This is a genomic window from Frankia sp. KB5, assembly GCF_002099325.1.
Taxonomy (GTDB): Bacteria; Actinomycetota; Actinomycetes; order Frankiales; family Frankiaceae; genus Frankia; species Frankia casuarinae.
Genome location: NZ_MRUJ01000081.1, coordinates 39870 through 58374, shown reverse-complemented (window position 1 = coordinate 58374; position 18505 = coordinate 39870). Strand labels below are relative to the sequence as shown.

The following is an 18505-nucleotide window of genomic DNA, read 5'->3' as shown; positions in this document are numbered from 1 at the left end:
AGCGTGTGCGATGAGTGATCTCACCGGGAAAAGTGACCTGACCCTGAAGGCGGTGTTCGTCGACGCGTTGGACCGGTTCGGTGCGCGTCCCGCCCTGCACTATCAGGGGCGGACCTACGGGTACGGCGAGATCGTGGCCGCGGCGAACCAGCTCGCGCACCGGCTGCGTGCGGCGGGGGTGGGGCCGGGGGTGTCGGTGGCGTTGATGATGTCCAACCGGCCCGAGTACATCGTCGCGGATCAGGCGATCCTGCGGTGTGGCGCGGTCAAGGTGGCGCTCAACGACATGCTGTCGGCCAGCGAGATCGACTACATTCTGCGGGACAGCGAGGCCCGGGTCGTCCTCGCCGATGCGGGGATGCTCCCGGCTGCGCTGCACTCCGCGCCGCCCCTGTTGGAGACGGTCATCGCCGTCGCCGACCCGGACGACTGCCCGGGCGGGGTGGTGGCGTGGCACGACGCGCTGGCCGGGCAGCCGACCACCGTGCCGGAGGTCGACCCGACACCCACCGACCCGGGGTTGATCGTCTATACCGGGGGTACGACCGGTCTGCCCAAAGGGGTGATGCACACCCAGCGGAATCTCGCGCTCAATCTGTTCTCGCACGTGATGGAGATGGGGCTGCTCGACGACGAGGTGCTGCTGTTGATGTCGCCGCTGCCGCACAGCGCGGGTTTCCTGCTGCAGGCCGGGATGCTCAAGGGGGCCCGGCACTTCCTGGAGACCAGGTTCGACCCGGAGCTGGTGCTTGAGCGGATCACCGCCGACCGGGTGACCTTCACGTTCATGGTGCCTACCATGATCTACCGGGTGCTTGACCGGGCGGCGGGCCGCGCGTTGGACCTCAGCTCGCTGCGGACCATCCTGTACGGTGCCGCGCCGATCACCCGGGAGCGGCTGGAGCAGGGCCTGGAGGTGCTCGGCCCGGTGTTCATGCAGCTGTACGGGCAGTCGGAGGCGCCGAACTTCATCACCCGTCTTCGCCGTGAGGATCATCGTCTTGATCCTGACGGGGAGCATCGGCTGGCCAGCTGTGGTCAGCCGGTCGTCATGGCCACGGTCAGGGTGGTCGACGAGGCTGGCCGGGAGCTGCCCCGCGGTCAGGTCGGGGAGATCGTCGCCGCCACGCCGTACACGATGGTGGGGTATCGGGGCCGGCCCGAGCAGACCGCCAAGGCGCTGCGGGACGGGTGGTTGCATACTGGGGATATCGGGCGGATGGATGCCGAGGGGTACGTCTATCTGCTGGACCGCAAGAACGATATGATCATCACCGGTGGGATGAACGTGTACAGCACGGAGGTGGAGAACGCGGCGGCGGCCTGTCCTGGGGTTGGGCAGGTCGCGGTCGTCGGGGTGCCGCATCCGGACTGGGGTGAGGCGGTCGTGGCGTTCGTCRTGCCCGATGATACCGGTGCGTTCGACGAGGCCAAGCTGCTGGCGCACTGTCGGGTCGAGCTTGCCCGGTACAAGCAGCCCAAGGCCGTGCGGGTCGTYGAGGCCCTGCCGACCACCGTGTACGGCAAGCTGGACAAGAAGGCGCTGCGGGCCGGCTGGCCCGGTTGGTGACGCCCAAAGTGTTGCGGCCTGGGCGGCCAGTGCGAAAATCAGCCCGAGGGTGTGTGAGTATCGTCACGAACGCGTGGCAGGGGAGCCGGGCGGGGAGCCCTCGGAAGCGAGGCGAGCTGGATGGACACCAAGGCACGTCCCACGCTGGCCGTGTCCACGAAGTTTCAGGCACCCACCTATGACACCCAGCTGGTCGGCCGGGACCGGCTTCTCGACGTGTTGCGAGATGGCCGGGCCCGGCGGCTGGCTTTGATCCACGCGCCGGCCGGGTTCGGGAAGACCACGCTGGCGGTGCAGTGGCAGCGGGTGCTGCGCGCCGAGGGGGTGCCGGTGGCGTGGCTGAGCCTCGACCGGGACGACAACGACGCGGTGTGGTTCCTCAGCCATCTCATCGAAGCGGTGCGCCGGGTCGAACCGACCCTGGGCGGTGACCTGGTCGAGGTGCTGGAGGGGCATTCCGACGACGCGCAGCGGTATGTGCTCACCGAGCTGGTCAACCAGCTTGCCGAGCATCGGCGGCCATTGGCGATCGTGCTCGACGACTGGCATCTCATCGACGCCCCGCAGGCTGTTGCCGCGTTGGAGTTCCTGCTGGAAGCGGGTCCGGCCAACCTGCATCTGATCGTCACCAGCCGGACCCGGTCGCCGGCCGTGGGCCGGTTGAAGGTGCGTAACCAGGTGACGGAGATCGACGCCACGCAGCTGCGGTTCGACCATCGGGAATCCGCGGCCTTCCTGCTTGAGCTCAACGAGTTGGATCTCGACAGCACGGACGTGCATCGGCTGTGGTCGAGTACCGATGGCTGGGTCGCCGCGTTGCAGCTGGCGACCCTGTCGCTGCGTGACAGCGCCGACCCGTCGGCGTTGATCCGCGGTTTCTCCGGGCGGCATCACTCCCTGGGTGACTATCTCGCCGAGAACGTGTTCGATGCGCTGCCCGCGGATCTGCTCGACTTCCTGCTCACGACTTCCGTCTGTGATCGGCTCTGCGGTGATCTGGCGGCGGCGGTGAGTGGGCAGCGGCGGGGGCAGGCGCTGTTGGAGGAGCTGGAACGGCGGGACTTGTTCCTGCGGCCGCTCGACGACAATCGGGAGTGGTTTCGCTACCACCATCTGTTCGTGGGTTACCTGCGCCGCCGCCTGGAGCGTGATCATGCGGATCGGGTGGTGACCCTGCACCGGACCGCGTCGGCCTGGTTCGCTGATCACGGTCTGCTCGGTGAGGCGRTCACCCATGCCCTGGCCGCCGGTAACGACGCCGGGGCGGTGGACCTGGTGGAGCGGCAGGCCATGCACCTGGTGGAGCACAGCCGGATGGCCGTCCTGCTCAGCCTGGTCAACAAGTTGCCGTCGGCGCTGCTGCCCGGCCGGTCGCGGCTGCAGATCGCGATCGCCTGGGCCAACTGTCTGCTGCAACGGGCRCAGCCCGCGCAGGTCGCGCTCGACCACGTGCGTGCCGCCCTGACACCCGACGACACCAGCGACACCGGTAAGGACATCCTCGGCGAGGCCGATGTCGTCCAGGCCTGCATCGACGTCTATGGTGACCGGATCTACCGCGCCGCTGACCTGATCGCCCCCTACATTGCGAAGAACTCCGGCTACCGGCCGTGGCTGGTCGCAGTGTCGTCCAACATCCGGACCTTCGTCGACATCCACACCTTCGCCTACGACACCGCGCAGGCGCGGCAGCGGTGGGCCAATGCCTTCCACGACACCACCCGCGGGCCTTTCGCCGGCGTGTACGGGCGCTGCTTCGCCGGACTCGCGGCGTTCGCCCAGCTTGACCTGGTGACCGCCGAACGCCTGTACCGGGAAGCCGTGGCCCTCGCCCGCGAAGCCGCCGGGCCGCGCTCGCACGCCGCCCGGCTGGCCGGCGCGCTGCTGGGCCGGCTGTACTACGAGCGGGGCGACATCGACGCCGCCGAGCGGCTGCTGGAGGAGTGCCACGAGCTCGGTGCCGAAAGCGGCGTCGCCGATCTCATGATCGCCACCTACTCCACGCTGGCCCGCATCAAGACCCTGCGCGGTGAGATCGAGGACGTCTGGCACCTGCTCGACGAGGGCAGCGAGGCGGCGAGCCAGCTCGTCCTGCCTCGGTTGTCGGCCGCCGTCGATCACGAACGCCTGCGGCTGCACCTGGCCCGTGGGGACCTCGGGCGCGCCCAGAACGTGCTCGCCCGCCAAAGCGACGACGTCGCCCGCGGCGGCGACGGCATCGCCATGGCCACCCGCCACTACCAGCTCGCGATGCGCGCGCGGGTCATGGCCGCCCAGGCCGACTACGACGGTGCCCTGCGGCTGCTGTCCCAGATGCACCAGGAGAGCAGCTCCGTGGCCTGGCGGTACGCCGAAACGGCCACGCGTATCGACCTCGCGGTGGTGCACTCGCTGACCGGCGACACCGACACCGCGCTGCGCACCCTCGTGCCCGCCGTCGTCGCCGGGGCCCGCTGCGGTCTGGTGCGCACCGTTACCGACGCCGGCCCGGAACTCCTGAAGATCATTGGCGAGCTGCGGGACGCGAGCCGGTGCCGCCGGTGGCCGGTGGAGTTGCCCACCGTGCCCTCCGACTACCTGTCCAAGCTGCTCGCCACGGCCCACGCGGACGCGGAACGGGCGGCGATCCCCATCATCGATCGCCCGGCCGAGCGGAACCCCGCTCCCGAAGAGCCGCTCAACGCCCGCGAGATCGACATCCTCCGTCTGCTGGACCGCGGACTGTCGAACAAGGAAATCGCGCGTAACCTCGGTCTGACCATCAACACCGTCAAGTGGTATCTCAAGAGCATCTACACCAAGCTCGGGGTCGCTCGGCGCGGGGAATCGGTCTCGGAGGCCCGCCGGCGCCGGATCCTGGCCTGAATGCCCTGGTGGCCCTGAACGCCCTGGTAGCGGGTGCCGCTTCCACGACGGGGAGGACAGCGATGCCTGACACCCGGCTCAGCGAGGAGCAGGAAGCCCTGCGCAAGGCCGTGGAGGCGTTCGCCCGCGAGGTGGTCGCCCCCGGGGCGGCGCGGCACGACGAGGAGAAGACGTTCCCGTACGAGGTCGTCGCGCAGATGGCCGACATGGGCCTGTTCGGTCTGCCGTTCCCGGCGGAGTACGGCGGGCAGGGCGCCGACTTCTTCGCCCTCTGCCTGGCCATCGAGGAGCTGGCCCGGGTCGACTCAGCGGTGGCGATCACGCTGGAGGCCGGGGTTGGCCTCGGCGCGATGCCGATCTACCGGTTCGGCACGCCGGCGCAGCGGGAGGAGTGGCTGCCGTCGCTCGCCAGCGGGCGGGCGTTGGCCGCGTTCGGGCTGACCGAACCAGACGCGGGCAGCGACGCTGGCGGCACCCGCACCACCGCCCGGCTCGACGGCGGCGACTGGATTATCAACGGCTCGAAGGCCTTCATCACCAACTCGGGTACCGACATCACCCGGCTCGTCACCGTCACCGCTGTCACGGGGCGGACCCCGGCCGGACACAAGGAGATCTCGTCCGTCCTGGTGCCGGTGCCCACCCCCGGCTTCACCGCCGGTCCGGCCTATTCGAAGGTCGGCTGGCATGCCTCCGACACCCATCCGCTGACCTTCGACGACGTGCGGGTGCCCGCGGAGAATCTGCTCGGTGCGCGCGGCCGCGGCTTTGCGAACTTCCTGCAGATCCTGGACGAGGGCCGGATCGCGATTTCCGCGCTGGCCGTCGGGCTGGCGCAGGCCTGCGTGGACGAGAGCGTGAAATACGCGAAGCAGCGGGAGGCATTCGGCGCGCCGATCGGCCGCAACCAGGCAATCGCCTTCAAGATTGCCGAGATGGAGGCGCGGACGTACGTGGCCCGTGCCGCCTACTACGACGCGGCCTCCCGGATGCTCGCCGGCCTGCCCGTCAAGAAGGAGGCGGCGATGGCGAAGCTGTTCTCCTCGGAGGCGGCGGTGACGAATGCCCGCGAGGCCACGCAGATCCACGGCGGCTACGGGTTCATGAACGAATACCCGGTCGCCCGGCACTGGCGGGACGCCAAGATCCTGGAGATCGGCGAGGGCACCAGCGAGGTCCAGAAGATGCTGATCGCGCGCGAACTGGGTCTGTAGGTCACGAGGCTCGCGAGAACACCGCCGGCACCCCGCGAAAGATCATCAGCGGGTGGCGGCCGGCCCGGGTGCCGGGCGCCGCGCTCCCGCGGCGAGCAGGGCGGCCAGGCCGAGCCGGTGCAGCAGGTCCGCCAGCTGCGGCCGACTCATCGTCACCGCGCTGTAGGGGGTGGAGTTCAGCAGGCCGAAGGTGGCGTGGACGGCGGCGCGGGYGGTGCCCTCGGCGAGTTCGGGGCTGCGGGCGCGCAGCTGGGCGACCCAGAGCTCGACGTAGCCGCGTTGCAGCCGGCGCACGGTGCGCGCGTCGGCCGGGTTCATACTGGTCAGGTCGCGATCATGAATACGGATCAGTTCGGGTGAGTCGAGAGCGAAGGAGACGTGCCAGCGCACGAGCGCGTCCAGCGTGCCGTCCGGACTGGGCGTGCCGTCCGGACTGGGCGTGCCGTCCGGACTGGGCGCCGCGGCCGCGCGACGGGTGCCCTCGGCGAGCAGGCGTTCACTGATGCCGATCAGCAGTTCGCCGAGGATCGCCTGCTTACTCGGGAAATGCTTGTACAACGCCGGCCCGGAGACGCCCGCGGCCCGGCCAATGTCGTTGATGCTCACCCCGTGGTACCCGCGCTCGGCCATCAACCGGGCCGCGGCGGCGAGGATACGCTCCCGGCGCGATCCTGCTGGCGGCGGTTTTTCGAGGCTGAAGGACACGGTCGGCACATTACCGCCTTCCGGGACAGCCGGTGCCCGCCTGGTTAATACTGGCTAACCCAGGTTTTCAGTCGTCCGGCCCGGTGCGCGCCGGTCCACGCGGGGCCGCGGCCCCGCGCTCCACCGGCGCGAACAGGACGATCAACGGCGCCAGGAAGAGCGCGGGCAGGATCACCCACAGCGGTCGCCCGGCCCACCAGGTCGCGGTCGGTTCGTCGGGCATCGGCAGCCCGACCGCCCGCATCGTGACCATCGCGAGCAGCAGGGCCGTCATGTGCCACAGGAACACGGTCATGATCACGGCGTTGCCCGTGACGACCGCCGTCCACGGCCGGCGCCGGGCCAGCATCCGGTTCAGGGCGGGTGCGGCGAGCAGGATCAGACCGAGCTGGAAGACGGCGAGCACGGCGATCGCAGCGGTCGTCGGGAACATGTTGCCGCGTCTGGCTCCCTCGGTGGCGACCATCGATCGCGGATACTCGTCGAGCGTCGTCACCAGCCCCGCCAGCCCGCAGAGCGCCGTCAGCAGCGCCCGCCGCGGCCCGCGCAGGACGCCGTCCCGCCAGAAATACCCGAGCTGGTGGGCGAAAATCCAGACGAGACCGGTGTTGACATAGCCGAACACCGTGCTGCCGGTGCCGAACCGCGCCAGGTCGACGAGCGCCACGACCGCGCCCAACAGCAGGATGAACCGGCGGCCGAACCGCCGATGGACCGCCGCGGTCACCGGCACGACCAGGATGACCCCCAGGTACGCCGCGAGAAACCACAGCGGCACCAGCACGGCCCGTCCATAGCGCAGCAGACCCGGGTAGTCGGGGACCGCGAGCAGCAGGACGGCGTCGACCGCCGCCCAGACGACGGCGAACACCGCCATCGGGGGCAACAGGCGGCGCAGCCGCCCCCGCAGGAAGCGCCGTGCCCGCGGGCCCCAGGGACGCGCGGGATCATCGCGCGGGGACCCCGTGGCGCGACCGGCCGCGTCCCAGGCCGCCAGGTGGGCGAAGCCACCGATGACGAAGAACACCGGCATCACCTGGAGCAGCCAGGTCGCGAGCCAGGCGAACGGTATCCGCGCGATCGGATTGGGCATCACGAGGACGCCCCCGCGAAAGTGGTCGATGGACAGGGCCCAGTGCCACAGCACCACGACACAGACGCTCGCCAGGCGCAGGAAGTCGACGTCGCGCGCCCGGGACGGCGGGGTGGAGTCGACGAGCCGGYCCACGGACCGCTCCACGGACCGGCCCATGGAGCGGCCCATGGAGCGCAGCCCGCCCCACGGTGACCACACACCGCCAGGCTRCCAGACGCGGCGCCCCGGCGATTGCCGGGACGGACCCGGCACCTGAAACTGCCGTGAAACCGCGATGAACCCGGCGGGCCGCACGCTCATCCCATGGCAGCAGACCTTCTCGGGCAGCCGGACCAGCGGTCTAGGAGGTCGCCCGCGGGGGTGCCGGCGTCCCCGTCCCCGGCGGTGACGCGGTCCGCGGCGGGCGGGGGAGAGTCCGCCGCGGGCGGTTCGATTCCGAGCCAGCCGTCTGGTGCCCGGCCGGTCCTCCCTCACCCCGAGCAAGATAATCAACGGTGTTGACGCCCACTCGGCTATCATGATCAACAAAAGATCGGTGGGTCCGGCGGGCCCGGTGGGCCGGTAACCCATGGCCCCAGCCCGCTGGCGATGATCCGCGGCCATCATCCATGATCGGCTGGGCGGCCAATCAACACGGGAATTTCACCGTCCGTTTTTTTTATATTTCGCCGCCGGTATTCCGGAACGATATTTTTCTGCGGGGAGGTGCCGTGGAGACCCGCATGGAGTTCCGCTATCTCGTCTCGTTCCTCGCAATCGCCGAGGAACTGCACTTCGGGCGGGCGGCGGCCCGGCTGCACCTGGCCCAGCCGTCGCTGAGTCAGCAGCTCCAGCGCCTCGAACGGGAGGTCGGTGTCGAACTGGTTAGCCGGACCTCCCACGAGGTGCGGCTCACCGCGGCCGGCCGCGCGTTCGAGGTCGAGGCCCGGCGGGTCCTCGACACCGCGCGCCGGGCCGTGTCGGCGGCCCGGGAGGCGGCCTCGGGCCGCGTGGGCGTGCTGACCATCGGCTTCAACTTCCCCGCCGGGCAGCGGGTGCTCCAGCCGACCCTCGTCCGGTTGGGCGCCGACTACCCTGGCATCTCCACGGTTCTCTGGGAGGCCCGCAGCGGACCGACGCTCGCCGCCCTGCACGACCGCAAGGTGGACGTGGCGCTCGTGTTCGGCGGGGCGCCGGCCGTCGGGCTGCAGTCGCGACGGATTCTCACCCTGCCGCTGGTCGCCATCGTCGGCCACCACCATCCGTGGGCCGACCGCCAGCAGGCGTCGTTCCGGGAGCTCGCGCGTCAACGGTGTGTGTTGTTCCGGCGGGAACAGAGCCCCGCCATGCACGACGCGATCCTCGCCGCGGCCGGCCGGGCGGGCATCAGCCTGACGGTCGCCGACGAGGTCGACGACTCGGGTGCCACGGGGATCATCGTCACGACGAAGTCGGTCGTGGGATTCGCCTCGTCCGTCCGCAGTGGTTTCGTGCCCGGCAAGGGCCTGGCGGCCGTGCGGCTCGTCGAGCCGGTGCCCACCGTCGGGGTGCAGGTGGTCTGGCACCCCGACCCGCCGCCCGTCGTCGAGGCGTTCCTGCGCAGCTTGGACAACGCGGGTCCCTTCGGGGAGGACGCCGTCCCCGCGCCTGCCGCGCCGCAGGTGCCGGTCCTCGCCCACGACGGGCAGCCGGCTTCCGGTGGTTGAGCCCGCACCCCCCGGCACCTTCGGGCCCCCGCCGCCGGACCGACCCGATGTTCTTCGTCACGGGCCGTTCGGCGACGGCGGCGCGTGTAGATGACGATTGGCTGGGGCAATCGTCCGTTCGAAAGTTCCGTATTGCCGGCGACGGCGCCACCCAGCAGCATCGCGGATGACAGCGGAAATCCTCGCGCACCCCGGCGCCGAATGTTCCACATGTTCCCAACGGAATGTTCCCAACGGAACACCAAGAGCGGAACATCAAGATGAACGGATGAACGTATGCGGTTGACCGTCCTGGGCTGCCGGTCGGGAATGCCGACCGGCGGTCAGTGCAGCTCCAGCTACCTCGTCTGCACCGCGGAGACGAAGATGCTGCTGGACTGCGGCCCCGGCGCCGCGACGGCGCTGAGCGCGCTGGGGCATCCCGCGGTGCTCGACGGTATTGTGATCAGTCATCTGCATTCCGATCACTGCTATGATCTCCTGCCGGTGGGGAAGGCATTGCTGGCCAGCCGGACCCGGTATCCCATGCGATTCCCGACGCTGCCGGCACGCGACATTCCGACGCGCAGCGAACCGATTCCGCTTTACCTTCCACGGGGCGGCCTGGACACCTTCCGGACATTGGCCGGACTATTTCCGGTCGCGACGATCCCGTTGCTGGACAAGGCGTTCGAGGTCGCCTTCGACGTCCGCGAGTACGACCCGGGGGAGACCTTCAAGATCGGCGACTGCCTGGTCAGCCTGCACGGGCTGCGCCACGCGGTACCGAACTGCGGGATCCGCATCGAGACGGCGGACGCCAGCCTCGCCTACACCGGCGACACCGGAGTGACCGACGCCCTCGTCGACCTCGCCCGCGGCGTCGATCTCTTTCTCGCCGAGGCCACCCTCGAGCTGACCGACGACAGCGACCACGGCCACCTCAGCGCCCTCGACGCGGCCGAGGCGGCCCGGCTCGCCGGGGTGGGTCAGCTCGTGCTCACCCACTTCGTCACCGACGACCCCGAGTGGCTGGCCGCGCGGCGCGCCGAGGCCGAGCGGGTGTTCGACGGGCCGGTGCACCTGGCCGCCCCGGCCCGCAAGTTCGACGTCGCATGACCTCCGCCGACGTCCTGCCCCCCTTGGGGGGCACCCTGTTCCCGGGCTGCGACCTGTTCCCGGGACGCGATCACCCCTCGGGTGACGCAATCGCTCCGACGCGTGAAAGGCGACTGGTGTGACAGCCGTTTCCCGGCACGACGATGCTGCTGGACATGAACGGGACGCAGGACAAGAACGGGACGCAGGACAGGAACGCCCGGGCCGCCGTCCGCGGCGGCACCGGGCCCGGCTGGTCGTCACGGCGTTGTCCGCCGCGGTCGGCCTGCTCGCCGTGGCGGCCTGCGGCTCGGACGGCGACACCGCCTCCGGTACCCCGGCCGCGACACCGCAAGGTGACACCCCGGCGACCATCACCTTCCTGTCCTACAACTACGGCACCCCGGGTCTCGGTGGTACGGGAACCCAGGCACTGCTCGACGCCTTCGCCAAGGCGCACCCGAAGATCACGGTCAAGCCGCAGGGCGTCGCGGTGAAGGACGTCCTCACCCGGCTGCGCACCGACACCGCCGCCGGTGATCCGCCCGACGTCGCCCAGATCGGCTGGAGCAAGATGGCCGAGGCGGTCGACGCCCTGCCTATCACCCCGGTCCAGAAGGTCGCCGGCAGCGAGTGGGAGTCGGCCACCGCCGGCATCTCGAAGAGCATCCTGTCGGCCGTCTCCACCAACGGCGTCGTCGCGGCGATGCCGTTCACGATGTCGATCCCGGTCATGTACTACAACGCCGACCTGTTCCGCGCCGCCGGCCTGGACCCGCAACACCCGCCGACGACCCTCGCCGACGTCAAGGCCGCCGCTTTGAAGATCAAGGCGACCGGTAAGCAGGGCGTCTACATCAGCGTCGTCGACAGCGGGAAGTCGGACTACCTGACCCAGTCGGTCGTCAACTCCAACGGCGGCTCGCTGGTGGACAAGAACGGCGGCGTCACCCTCGACAAGCAGCCGGCCGTCGAGGCTCTGGCCACGATCGCCGACCTGACCGCCTCGGGTGCCCAGCCCGGAGTCAAGGCCGAAGCGGCCCTGGCCGCGTTCACCAAGGGTGACCTCGGCATGTTCGTCACCAGCACGGCGCTGCTCGCCAGCGCCCAGAAGGCGGCGGCGGGCAAGTTCGAGCTGCGCACCGCGGGTCTGCCGTCCTTCGGCACCAAACCCGCCCGCCCGACCTACTCCGGCGCCGGGCTCGCGGTGCTGGCCAAGGACCCGGCCAAGCAGCGCGCCGCCTGGGAGTTCATCAAGTTCCTCACCTCCGACGAGGGCTTCGAGATCATCACCTCGAAGATCGGTTACCTGCCGCTGCGACAGAGYGTGGCGACGAAGCTCGCCGGCACCCCGATCGTGAAGCTGCTGGAACCGGCCCTCGACCAGCTCGACACCGTCACCCCCTACACCTCGTTCCGCGGGGCGAAGGCCAACCAGGCCGTCGTCGTGCTGCAGGACGAGGGCGTCGAACCGATCGTCCTGCGCGGGGCCGATCCCCAGGCGACCCTGAGCAAGGCCGCCGAGAAGATCCGCGCACTCTCCTCCTGATGATCGGCACCCGGCCCCGCGCGGCACGCCCGCGCGGGGTCCTCCCGGCCACGGTGGCACGCCGCGCCGTGCCGTGGCTCTACCAGACGCCGGTGCTGGTGTCGCTGGCGGTCTTCGTCTACGGGCCGCTGCTCTTCGAGGCGTACCTGAGCCTGACGAACTGGGACCTGATCAAACCCGACCAGGACTTCGTGGGGCTTGCCAACTTCCGCGGCCTGTTCGGGGGCGAAGAGTTCCCCCGGGCGCTGAGCCGCACCGGCCTCTACGTCCTGGTGATGTTGCCCTTCGCGACGGTCGTCCCGATGGCGCTGGCGATCATGTTGTGGAAGCGACCCGGTCGGACCAGCGACATCTACCGGGCCCTGCTGTTCCTGCCGGTGATGCTCGCCCCTGTCGCGAACGCGCTGTCCTGGCGGTTCGTCCTCGACCCGCTCGGCGGGATCGTCAACGTCGTCACCGGCGGGCTGGGCCTGGGCGAGCGGGACTGGCTCGGTGATCCCTCGACCGCCCTCGCCGCCATCTCGCTCGTCACCGCGGCCCGGTTCGTCGCGCTCAACATGCTGCTCTACGGCGCGGCACTGGCCGCGATCGACCGGCGCTGCCTCGACGCCGCCCGCGTCGACGGCGCCACCGAATGGGAGATCACCCGCCGTCTCGTGGTCCCCCAACTGCGTGGCACCACGATCCTGCTGTCGTTCCTGTGCGCGGTGTTCGCCGGGCAGTGGACGTTCACCAACATCGCCGTGCTCACCCAGGGCGGCCCCGACAACACCACCGACAACGTCTACTACCGTCTGTACACCTACGCGTTCACCTACTTCGACGCCGGGACGGGCGCGGCGGCGGCGCTGACGATCGTGGTGGTCCTGTGCGCCCTGTTCGGCCTGTCGACGCTGGCCCGCCGCGTCGCCGGCACGTTCGGCGCCCCGGACCGGGACCGGCCGACCACCCGGCTCGCGGCTGCCCTCGCCGCCCCGCTGACCGCGCTGACCAGGAGGCGCCGTGCCGCGCTCTGATGTCCAGGCCACCCGCGCCGCCGGCCGGCACGTGGTACTCGCCGTGGCGGTCGTCGCGATGCTCTTCCCGATGCTGTGGGCGCTGACCACCTCGTTCAAGCCGCCCGCGGACATCTACGGCGCCAACCCGCTGCCCATCCCGGCCAGCCTGAGCAACTACCGCAACGCCATCGACGGGTTCCCCATCGGCCGACTGCTGCTGAACACCTTCGTCATGGCGACGGGTGTGACCATCCTGCACCTCGTCGCCGGGGTACTCGCAGCCTGGTCGTTCGTCCGTTTCTCCCACGCCGGGCAGCGGCTCGTCTCCGCGCTGGTGGTCATCGCCCTCGTCGTCCCGCCGCAGGCCCTGATGATCCCACAGTTCCTGCTGGTCTCCCGGCTGGGCTGGCGCAACACCTTCGCCGGGCTGATCGTGCCGCAGCTGGCCACCTGCTCGCTGGCGGTGCTGCTGCTGCGCGAGCACATCCGCGGCATCCCGCCGACCCTGCTCGGCGCCGCGACCCTCGATGGCGCCAGCCACGCCGAGACGCTGCGCCACATCGTCCTGCCGCTGCTGCGCCCCGCGCTCGCGGCGGTGGCCGTCGTCGTGTTCATCACGACGTGGAACGAGTATCTCTGGCCCACCCTCGTCGCGCCCCACCGGGACACGACGACCATCCAGCCGGGCCTGCAGATGTTCGAGACCCAGGAGGGCCCGGAGTACGGCCCGTTGCTCGCCGGGGCCATGCTCGCCTCGATCCCGGTGACCATCGTCTACCTCTTCGCCTCCCGCCGCATCACCGACGCTTTCCTCCAAGCTGGCCTGAGATGAGCACCGGATGACCGACACCACCGTGACCAGCCGGCCGATCCTCGGCGAGGCCCCACCGCCGGAGCTCCCCGCCCCCAGCGGGGGGGTGCACTTCCGTGGGATCATGCGCCGGTACGGCGGCACCGGGCGGCCCGCGCTCGACGTCGCCGACCTGCATCTTCCGCACCGGTCCTTCACGGTGATCGTCGGGCCGTCGGGATGCGGGAAGTCGACCGCGCTGCGGGTCATCACCGGGCTGGAGACCCCCGACGAAGGCCGGTTGACGATCAACGGGGTGGACGTCACGGCGACGCCACCGGGCGCGCGCGGGGTCTCGATGGTCTTCCAGGACTTCGCGCTCTACCCACATCTCACCGTCGAGCAGAACATCGCCTTCAGCCTGCGGCTCGAGGCGAAGCACAACCGCGGCCGCCTCGGATTTCTGCGCCGGGGGGCGGGCGGGGCGGGCCCGAGCCGTGGCGAGATCTCCCGCCGGGTCACCGAGGCCTGCGTCCTGCTGGGGCTCGCCGACCTGCGGCACCGCCGACCTGGGCAGCTCTCCGGGGGTGAGCGCCAGCGCGTCGGCCTCGCCCGCGCGATCGTGCGCCGCCCGAGTGTGCTCCTGCTCGACGAGCCCCTCTCCGCGCTCGACGCCCAGCTACGCCAGCAGGCCCGGGCCGAACTCGTGCGCCTGCACCGCGAGCTGGGCAACACCGTCGTTCTCGTCACCCACGATCAGCTCGAGGCGCTGTCCATGGGCACCCATCTGGTGGTCATGAACGGCGGACGGGTGGCGCAGGCCGGCACGCCCGAGCAGGTCTACCGCCGGCCGGCCGACGTCTTCGTCGCCGCGTTCGTCGGCAGTCCGGCGATGAACCTGCACCTGGTCGAGGTGACGAACGGCGGTGGGGCGCTCGCGGCACCGGGGCTGTCCGCGCGGCTGGCCGGACCGCTGACGCTGCCCCGGGCCTGGCTCGGCTGGCGGCCGGGGGACGGCGTCATCGAGGCCGGGCCCGATCGGGCCGCGGCAGCGGGCGGCCTGGCCGGTGCGGGCCTGGCCGGTGCCGGCCTGGTCATGGAGGGGCTGGTCGACGTGGTCGAGTTCACCGGGGACGTGGTCGTCGTCCACTGCGTGAGCGGGGCCGCCGCGGCGGGGGAGACCGGCGAGTGGGACGCCGGCCCGGACGAGGCCGGCCCGGACGAGGTCGGCCCGGCCCGGTGGGCGGTGACCGTCCCGGCCCAGGCCGGCGTCCCGGCCGTCGGCACCCCGCTGCGGGTCCGGGTTCCCGCGTGCCGACTGCACCTGTTCGACCCGGTCAGTGGGCAGCGCGTCGACGAGATCGCCCACGACGCCGAGCCGACATGACCGAACCGCTGCCCGCGGGACGTCCCGCCCCCGTGGGGGAGACCGCGCCCCCAGGGGAGGCCGCGCCCCGGGCGGCCGGCGCGGCGCCGTGGGCGATCTGGTGCGATTTCGGCGGAGTGCTGACGTCGTCGATCGCTGTGGCGTTCCGCGACCTGGTCGCCGCCGTGGGCGTACCCGCCCACGAGTTGCGCCGGGCGTTCGACCAGGTGGCGGCGACGTGGGGCCTGCGCACGTTGGGCCCCCTCGAACGGGGCGTGGTCAGCCAGCACGACTGGGGGATCCTCGTCACGGACGCCCTCGGGACAGCCCACCCGCCGCGCATTGACCTGTCCCGGTTCGGGGACCATTGGTATGCCGGTCGCACCCTGGAGTCGGTGATGGTCGATGGGCTGCTGCGCGCCCGCGCCGCCGGCCTGCGGGTGGGACTGCTGACCAACAGCGTGGCCGAGTGGGAGCCGCTGCGCCGCGCGCTGCTGCCCGACTGGTCGGTCTTCGAGTCCATCATCAACTCCCATGAGATCGGGATCGGCAAGCCCGACCCGGCCGTCTACGACCTCGCCGAACGCACGTTCGGCCAGCCCGGCCCGGGCTGCGTCCTCATCGACGACGCCGCCGCGAACTGTGAGGCAGCGCGCCGGCGCGGCTGGACGGCGATCCATCACCGCAGCGTCGCGGACACGCTGGCCGAGCTGGCCGCGGTGACCGGGGTTCCCGAGCTGGCCGGCTAGACCGGGCCGGTACCGGGCGGGGGTGCGGTGACCGGGGTTTCCGAGCTGGCCGGCTAGACCGGGCCGGTGACCCGCTGGCGGGTGCGGCCCGGGTCGGGTCGGACGTCCACCACGAATGGTCCGAAGGGCCCCCGGGTAGGCAACCTCTGGCGGTCGCGAGGATGCTCGCCGGCGGCGACGATGATGTTCGGAGCCATCGGACGTCGGCGTTCATCTGTCCACACCGCCGGCGTCACCCGTCCGACCGTCCGACGCGGTGCGACGAGCGTCGACCGCCGTGTCCCGACCCGCCAGACCTGCCACGCGACCCCCTGGAGGGGCCATGACCATCCAGTACGTGCGGGATGCGACGCCCTCCACCGGGGCGGACGACCATCACGCGGCCGGAGGGATGTTGTCCCCGACGAACCCGCCGTCCCCCGCCTCAACCCCGGCCCAGCCCCGGCTGCGCGCCCTGTACCTGTCCGAGCTGGAGACGTTCGAGACCTACGAGACGCACAGCGCCACGCTGCACCTGGCCGCCGATCGCGTGTACAAGCGCAAGAAGCCGGTGAACCTGGGCTTCCTCGACTTCACCGACCGCCGCACCCGGGAGTCGGTCTGCCGGTCGGAGGTCGCGCTCAACCGCCGGCTGGCCCCCGACGTCTACCTGGGTGTCGCCGATCTCCTCGACGACACCGGTGAGGTGATCGACCACCTGGTCGTGATGCGGCGGATGCCGGCGAGCCGGCGGCTGTCCACCCTCGTCCGCCGGCGCAGCCGGGTCGGCCCGGCACTGCGCACGGTCGCCCGGGCGCTGGCGGTGTTCCACCAGCGGTGCGAGACCTCACCGGAGATCGCGGTGGCGGGGCAGCGGGCGACCCTGGAGGGGCTGTGGCGGGAGGGCCTGGAAGGCATCTCCCCCTACCGCGGCACCCTGCTGGACGCGGCGGTGGTCGACGAGATCGGCGAACTGGCGCTGCGCTACCTGGCCGGCCGGGAGACCCTGCTCGGCGATCGGGTGCGCGCCGGGTGGATCCGCGACGGGCACGGCGACCTGCTCGCCGACGACATCTACTGCCTCGGCGACGGACCCCGTATCCTCGACTGCATCGAGTTCGACCCGCGGCTGCGCTTCGGTGACGTCCTCGGCGACGTCGCGTTCCTGGCGATGGATCTGGAACGCCTCGGCGCGCCGGAGGAGGCCGCCGAGTTCCTCGACGCCTACCGAGAGTTCAGCGGCGAGGTGCACCCGCGGTCGTTGCAGCATCTCTACGTCGCCTACCGGGCGTTCGTCCGGGCGAAGGTGACCTGTATCCGGGGCGGGCAGGGTGATCCCGACGCGGCCGAGGAGGCCCGCCGGCTGCTGGCCGTCGCCCACCGTCATCTGCGGGCTGGCCGGGTCCAGCTCGTCGTGGTCGGCGGGCTGCCCGGGACGGGCAAGACGACCCTGGCCGGCCGGCTGGCCGGGGTCGGTGACGGCTGGGTGCTGCTGCGCTCCGACGTGATCCGCCAGGAGCTGACCGGGATGCCCCTGCGTGAGGGCGGGCCGGCCGCGGACACCACCGCCGGCGGGTATGCCAGTGCCCTGCGCAACGCCAGCGGCACCGCCACGAGAACCGGGGCCCGCCGCGACGCCGGTACCGGCGCGGCCGCGACCTCCGACCCCGCGACCTCCGACCCCGCGGACGGCGACCCCGCGACCTCCGACCCGCGGTTCGGCACCGGGCGCTACGCCCCCGAGATCACCGACGCGACGTACGCCGAGATGCTGCGCCGCGCCGAGGCGGCTCTCGCCCGCGGGGAACGGGTGGTGCTGGACGCATCCTGGTCGAGCGCGCGTCACCGCCGGGCCGCCGCCGAGCTCGCCGCAAGCGTCTGCGCCGACCTGGTGGAGCTGCACTGCGTGACGGCACCGGAGGTGGCGGCCGCCCGGATCGGGCGCCGCGCCGCCGCGGGCACCGACCCGTCGGAGGCGACGATGGCCATCCACCGGGCGATGGCTGCCCGTGCCGACCCCTGGCCGTCGGCGACGGTGGTACGCACCGCCGTCCCGGTCGCCGAGGCCCTGCAGACGGTCCTCGCCCACCTCGACTGACGTCGCTCGGCGGGTCCGGCGCGACCATCCCCGCGCGGTGCCGTCGCGTCTCCGGGCGCCGTCACTTCTCGATGCGGGTGGCGTACACGGCGGCCTGGGTGCGGCTGGACAGCTCCAGCTTCTCCAGGATGGCCGAGACGTAGTTCTTCACCGTCTTCTCGGACAGGTGGATCCGCCCGGCGATCTGCCGGTTGGTCAGCCCCTCCGCGATGAGGACGAGGATCTGGCGTTCCCGCTCGCCGAGGGTGGCAAGCTTGCGGTCCTCGGCCGGGCCCTCCCGCAACCGGGTGAGGACCCGCTGGGTGACGGCCGGGTCGAGCAGGGAACGGCCCGCGGCGATCGTCCGGATGGCCCCGACCAGGTCCGTGCCCCTGATCTGCTTGAGCAGGTAGCCGGCGGCCCCGGCCATGATGGCGGCGAACAGGGCGTCATCGTCGTCGTAGGAGGTGAGGATCAGGCAGCCGATCTCGGGGTGCGCCGAGCGCAGATCCCGGCAGACGTCGATACCGTTGCCGTCCTCGAGGCGGGCGTCGAGCACGGCCACGTCCGGCCTCGTCGCCGGGATCCGGCGCAGTGCCTCCGCCGCGGTGGACGCCTCTCCGACGACCTCGATGTCACCGTTCTCGGAGAGCATCTCGCGGATGCCACGCCGGACGATCTCATGATCGTCCAGGAGGAAGACCCGTACGGTGCTCACGGTGCCGACGATACTCACGGTGCCGACGATACCGTCCATGGTCGTCGCCCGAACCGGTTCGGCATGG

14 protein-coding genes are annotated in these 18505 nt (G+C 71.2%); 11 read left to right on the top strand and 3 right to left on the bottom strand.

Features of this window, described 5'->3' with window-relative positions; translation table 11 throughout:
• The 3 genes from KBI5_RS09475 to KBI5_RS09465 all read left to right on the top strand — a co-directional run.
• The coding region (locus tag KBI5_RS09475; protein ID WP_241882779.1) for an AMP-binding protein at window positions 1–1570 on the top strand (1570 nt) is incomplete at its 5' end.
• A gap of 120 nt (window positions 1571–1690) precedes the next feature.
• The gene (locus KBI5_RS09470; RefSeq protein WP_085015021.1) at window positions 1691–4435 is read left to right on the top strand and encodes a LuxR C-terminal-related transcriptional regulator; all 2745 of its coding nucleotides are present in this window, start codon (window positions 1691–1693) and stop codon (window positions 4433–4435) included.
• Window positions 4436–4497: 62 nt separating this feature from the next.
• On the top strand, window positions 4498–5649 hold the full coding sequence (locus KBI5_RS09465; RefSeq protein WP_011436661.1) for an acyl-CoA dehydrogenase family protein: 1152 nt from the start codon (window positions 4498–4500) through the stop codon (window positions 5647–5649).
• 45 nt (window positions 5650–5694) lie between these two features.
• Here the strand turns inward: KBI5_RS09465 and KBI5_RS09460 are convergent, their stop codons facing one another.
• On the bottom strand, window positions 5695–6363 hold the full coding sequence (locus KBI5_RS09460; RefSeq protein WP_085015020.1) for a TetR/AcrR family transcriptional regulator: 669 nt from the start codon (window positions 6361–6363) through the stop codon (window positions 5695–5697).
• A 58-nt stretch (window positions 6364–6421) separates the two neighbouring features.
• Window positions 6422–7582, bottom strand: coding sequence for an acyltransferase family protein (locus KBI5_RS09455; protein ID WP_157902477.1), 1161 nt, complete (start codon window positions 7580–7582; stop codon window positions 6422–6424).
• Between the two features lie 590 nt (window positions 7583–8172).
• On the opposite strand from KBI5_RS09455, the gene KBI5_RS09450 reads away from it, so the two are divergent.
• The 8 genes from KBI5_RS09450 to KBI5_RS09415 all read left to right on the top strand — a co-directional run bounded on the left by KBI5_RS09450 (window position 8173) and on the right by KBI5_RS09415 (window position 17741).
• A complete protein-coding gene (locus KBI5_RS09450; protein WP_011436664.1) occupies window positions 8173–9135 on the top strand; it encodes a LysR family transcriptional regulator in 963 nt (320 codons plus the stop codon).
• A gap of 276 nt (window positions 9136–9411) precedes the next feature.
• Window positions 9412–10233, top strand: coding sequence for an MBL fold metallo-hydrolase (locus KBI5_RS09445; protein WP_011436665.1), 822 nt, complete (start codon window positions 9412–9414; stop codon window positions 10231–10233).
• Window positions 10234–10351: 118 nt separating this feature from the next.
• Window positions 10352–11761 carry an ABC transporter substrate-binding protein gene (locus KBI5_RS09440; RefSeq protein ID WP_085015018.1) on the top strand — a complete coding sequence of 470 codons (1410 nt, stop codon included), beginning with the start codon at window positions 10352–10354 and terminating at the stop codon, window positions 11759–11761.
• Window positions 11761–12777, top strand: a complete 1017-nt coding sequence (locus KBI5_RS09435; RefSeq protein ID WP_241882778.1) for a sugar ABC transporter permease — start codon at window positions 11761–11763, stop codon at window positions 12775–12777. The genes KBI5_RS09440 and KBI5_RS09435 overlap by 1 nt, the downstream gene beginning before the upstream one ends.
• Window positions 12764–13591 (top strand): carbohydrate ABC transporter permease, encoded by an 828-nt coding sequence (locus KBI5_RS09430; RefSeq protein ID WP_011436668.1) that lies wholly within the window; start codon window positions 12764–12766, stop codon window positions 13589–13591. The genes KBI5_RS09435 and KBI5_RS09430 overlap by 14 nt, the downstream gene beginning before the upstream one ends.
• Window positions 13592–13598: 7 nt before the next feature.
• A complete protein-coding gene (locus KBI5_RS09425; protein ID WP_085015017.1) occupies window positions 13599–14936 on the top strand; it encodes an ABC transporter ATP-binding protein in 1338 nt (445 codons plus the stop codon).
• A complete protein-coding gene (locus tag KBI5_RS09420) occupies window positions 14933–15664 on the top strand; it encodes an HAD-IA family hydrolase (RefSeq protein WP_241882777.1) in 732 nt (243 codons plus the stop codon). The genes KBI5_RS09425 and KBI5_RS09420 overlap by 4 nt, the downstream gene beginning before the upstream one ends.
• 322 nt (window positions 15665–15986) lie before the next feature.
• The gene (locus KBI5_RS09415; protein WP_011436671.1) at window positions 15987–17741 is read left to right on the top strand and encodes an AAA family ATPase; all 1755 of its coding nucleotides are present in this window, start codon (window positions 15987–15989) and stop codon (window positions 17739–17741) included.
• 61 nt (window positions 17742–17802) lie between these two features.
• On the opposite strand, the gene KBI5_RS09410 is transcribed toward KBI5_RS09415, so the two are convergent.
• Entirely contained in the window at window positions 17803–18438 is a 636-nt protein-coding gene (locus KBI5_RS09410; protein WP_035733062.1) for a response regulator transcription factor, read from the bottom strand.
• Window positions 18439–18505: the final 67 nt, after the last annotated feature.

Coding starts and splice junctions, on each gene's coding strand:
- KBI5_RS09465 (WP_011436661.1), top strand. CDS start 4,498: ATGCCTGACACCCGGCTCAGCGAGGAGCAGGAAGCCCTGCGCAAGGCC.
- KBI5_RS09450 (WP_011436664.1), top strand. CDS start 8,173: ATGGAGTTCCGCTATCTCGTCTCGTTCCTCGCAATCGCCGAGGAACTG.
- KBI5_RS09445 (WP_011436665.1), top strand. CDS start 9,412: ATGCGGTTGACCGTCCTGGGCTGCCGGTCGGGAATGCCGACCGGCGGT.
- KBI5_RS09435 (WP_241882778.1), top strand. CDS start 11,761: ATGATCGGCACCCGGCCCCGCGCGGCACGCCCGCGCGGGGTCCTCCCG.
- KBI5_RS09425 (WP_085015017.1), top strand. CDS start 13,599: ATGACCGACACCACCGTGACCAGCCGGCCGATCCTCGGCGAGGCCCCA.
- KBI5_RS09420 (WP_241882777.1), top strand. CDS start 14,933: ATGACCGAACCGCTGCCCGCGGGACGTCCCGCCCCCGTGGGGGAGACC.
- KBI5_RS09415 (WP_011436671.1), top strand. CDS start 15,987: ATGACCATCCAGTACGTGCGGGATGCGACGCCCTCCACCGGGGCGGAC.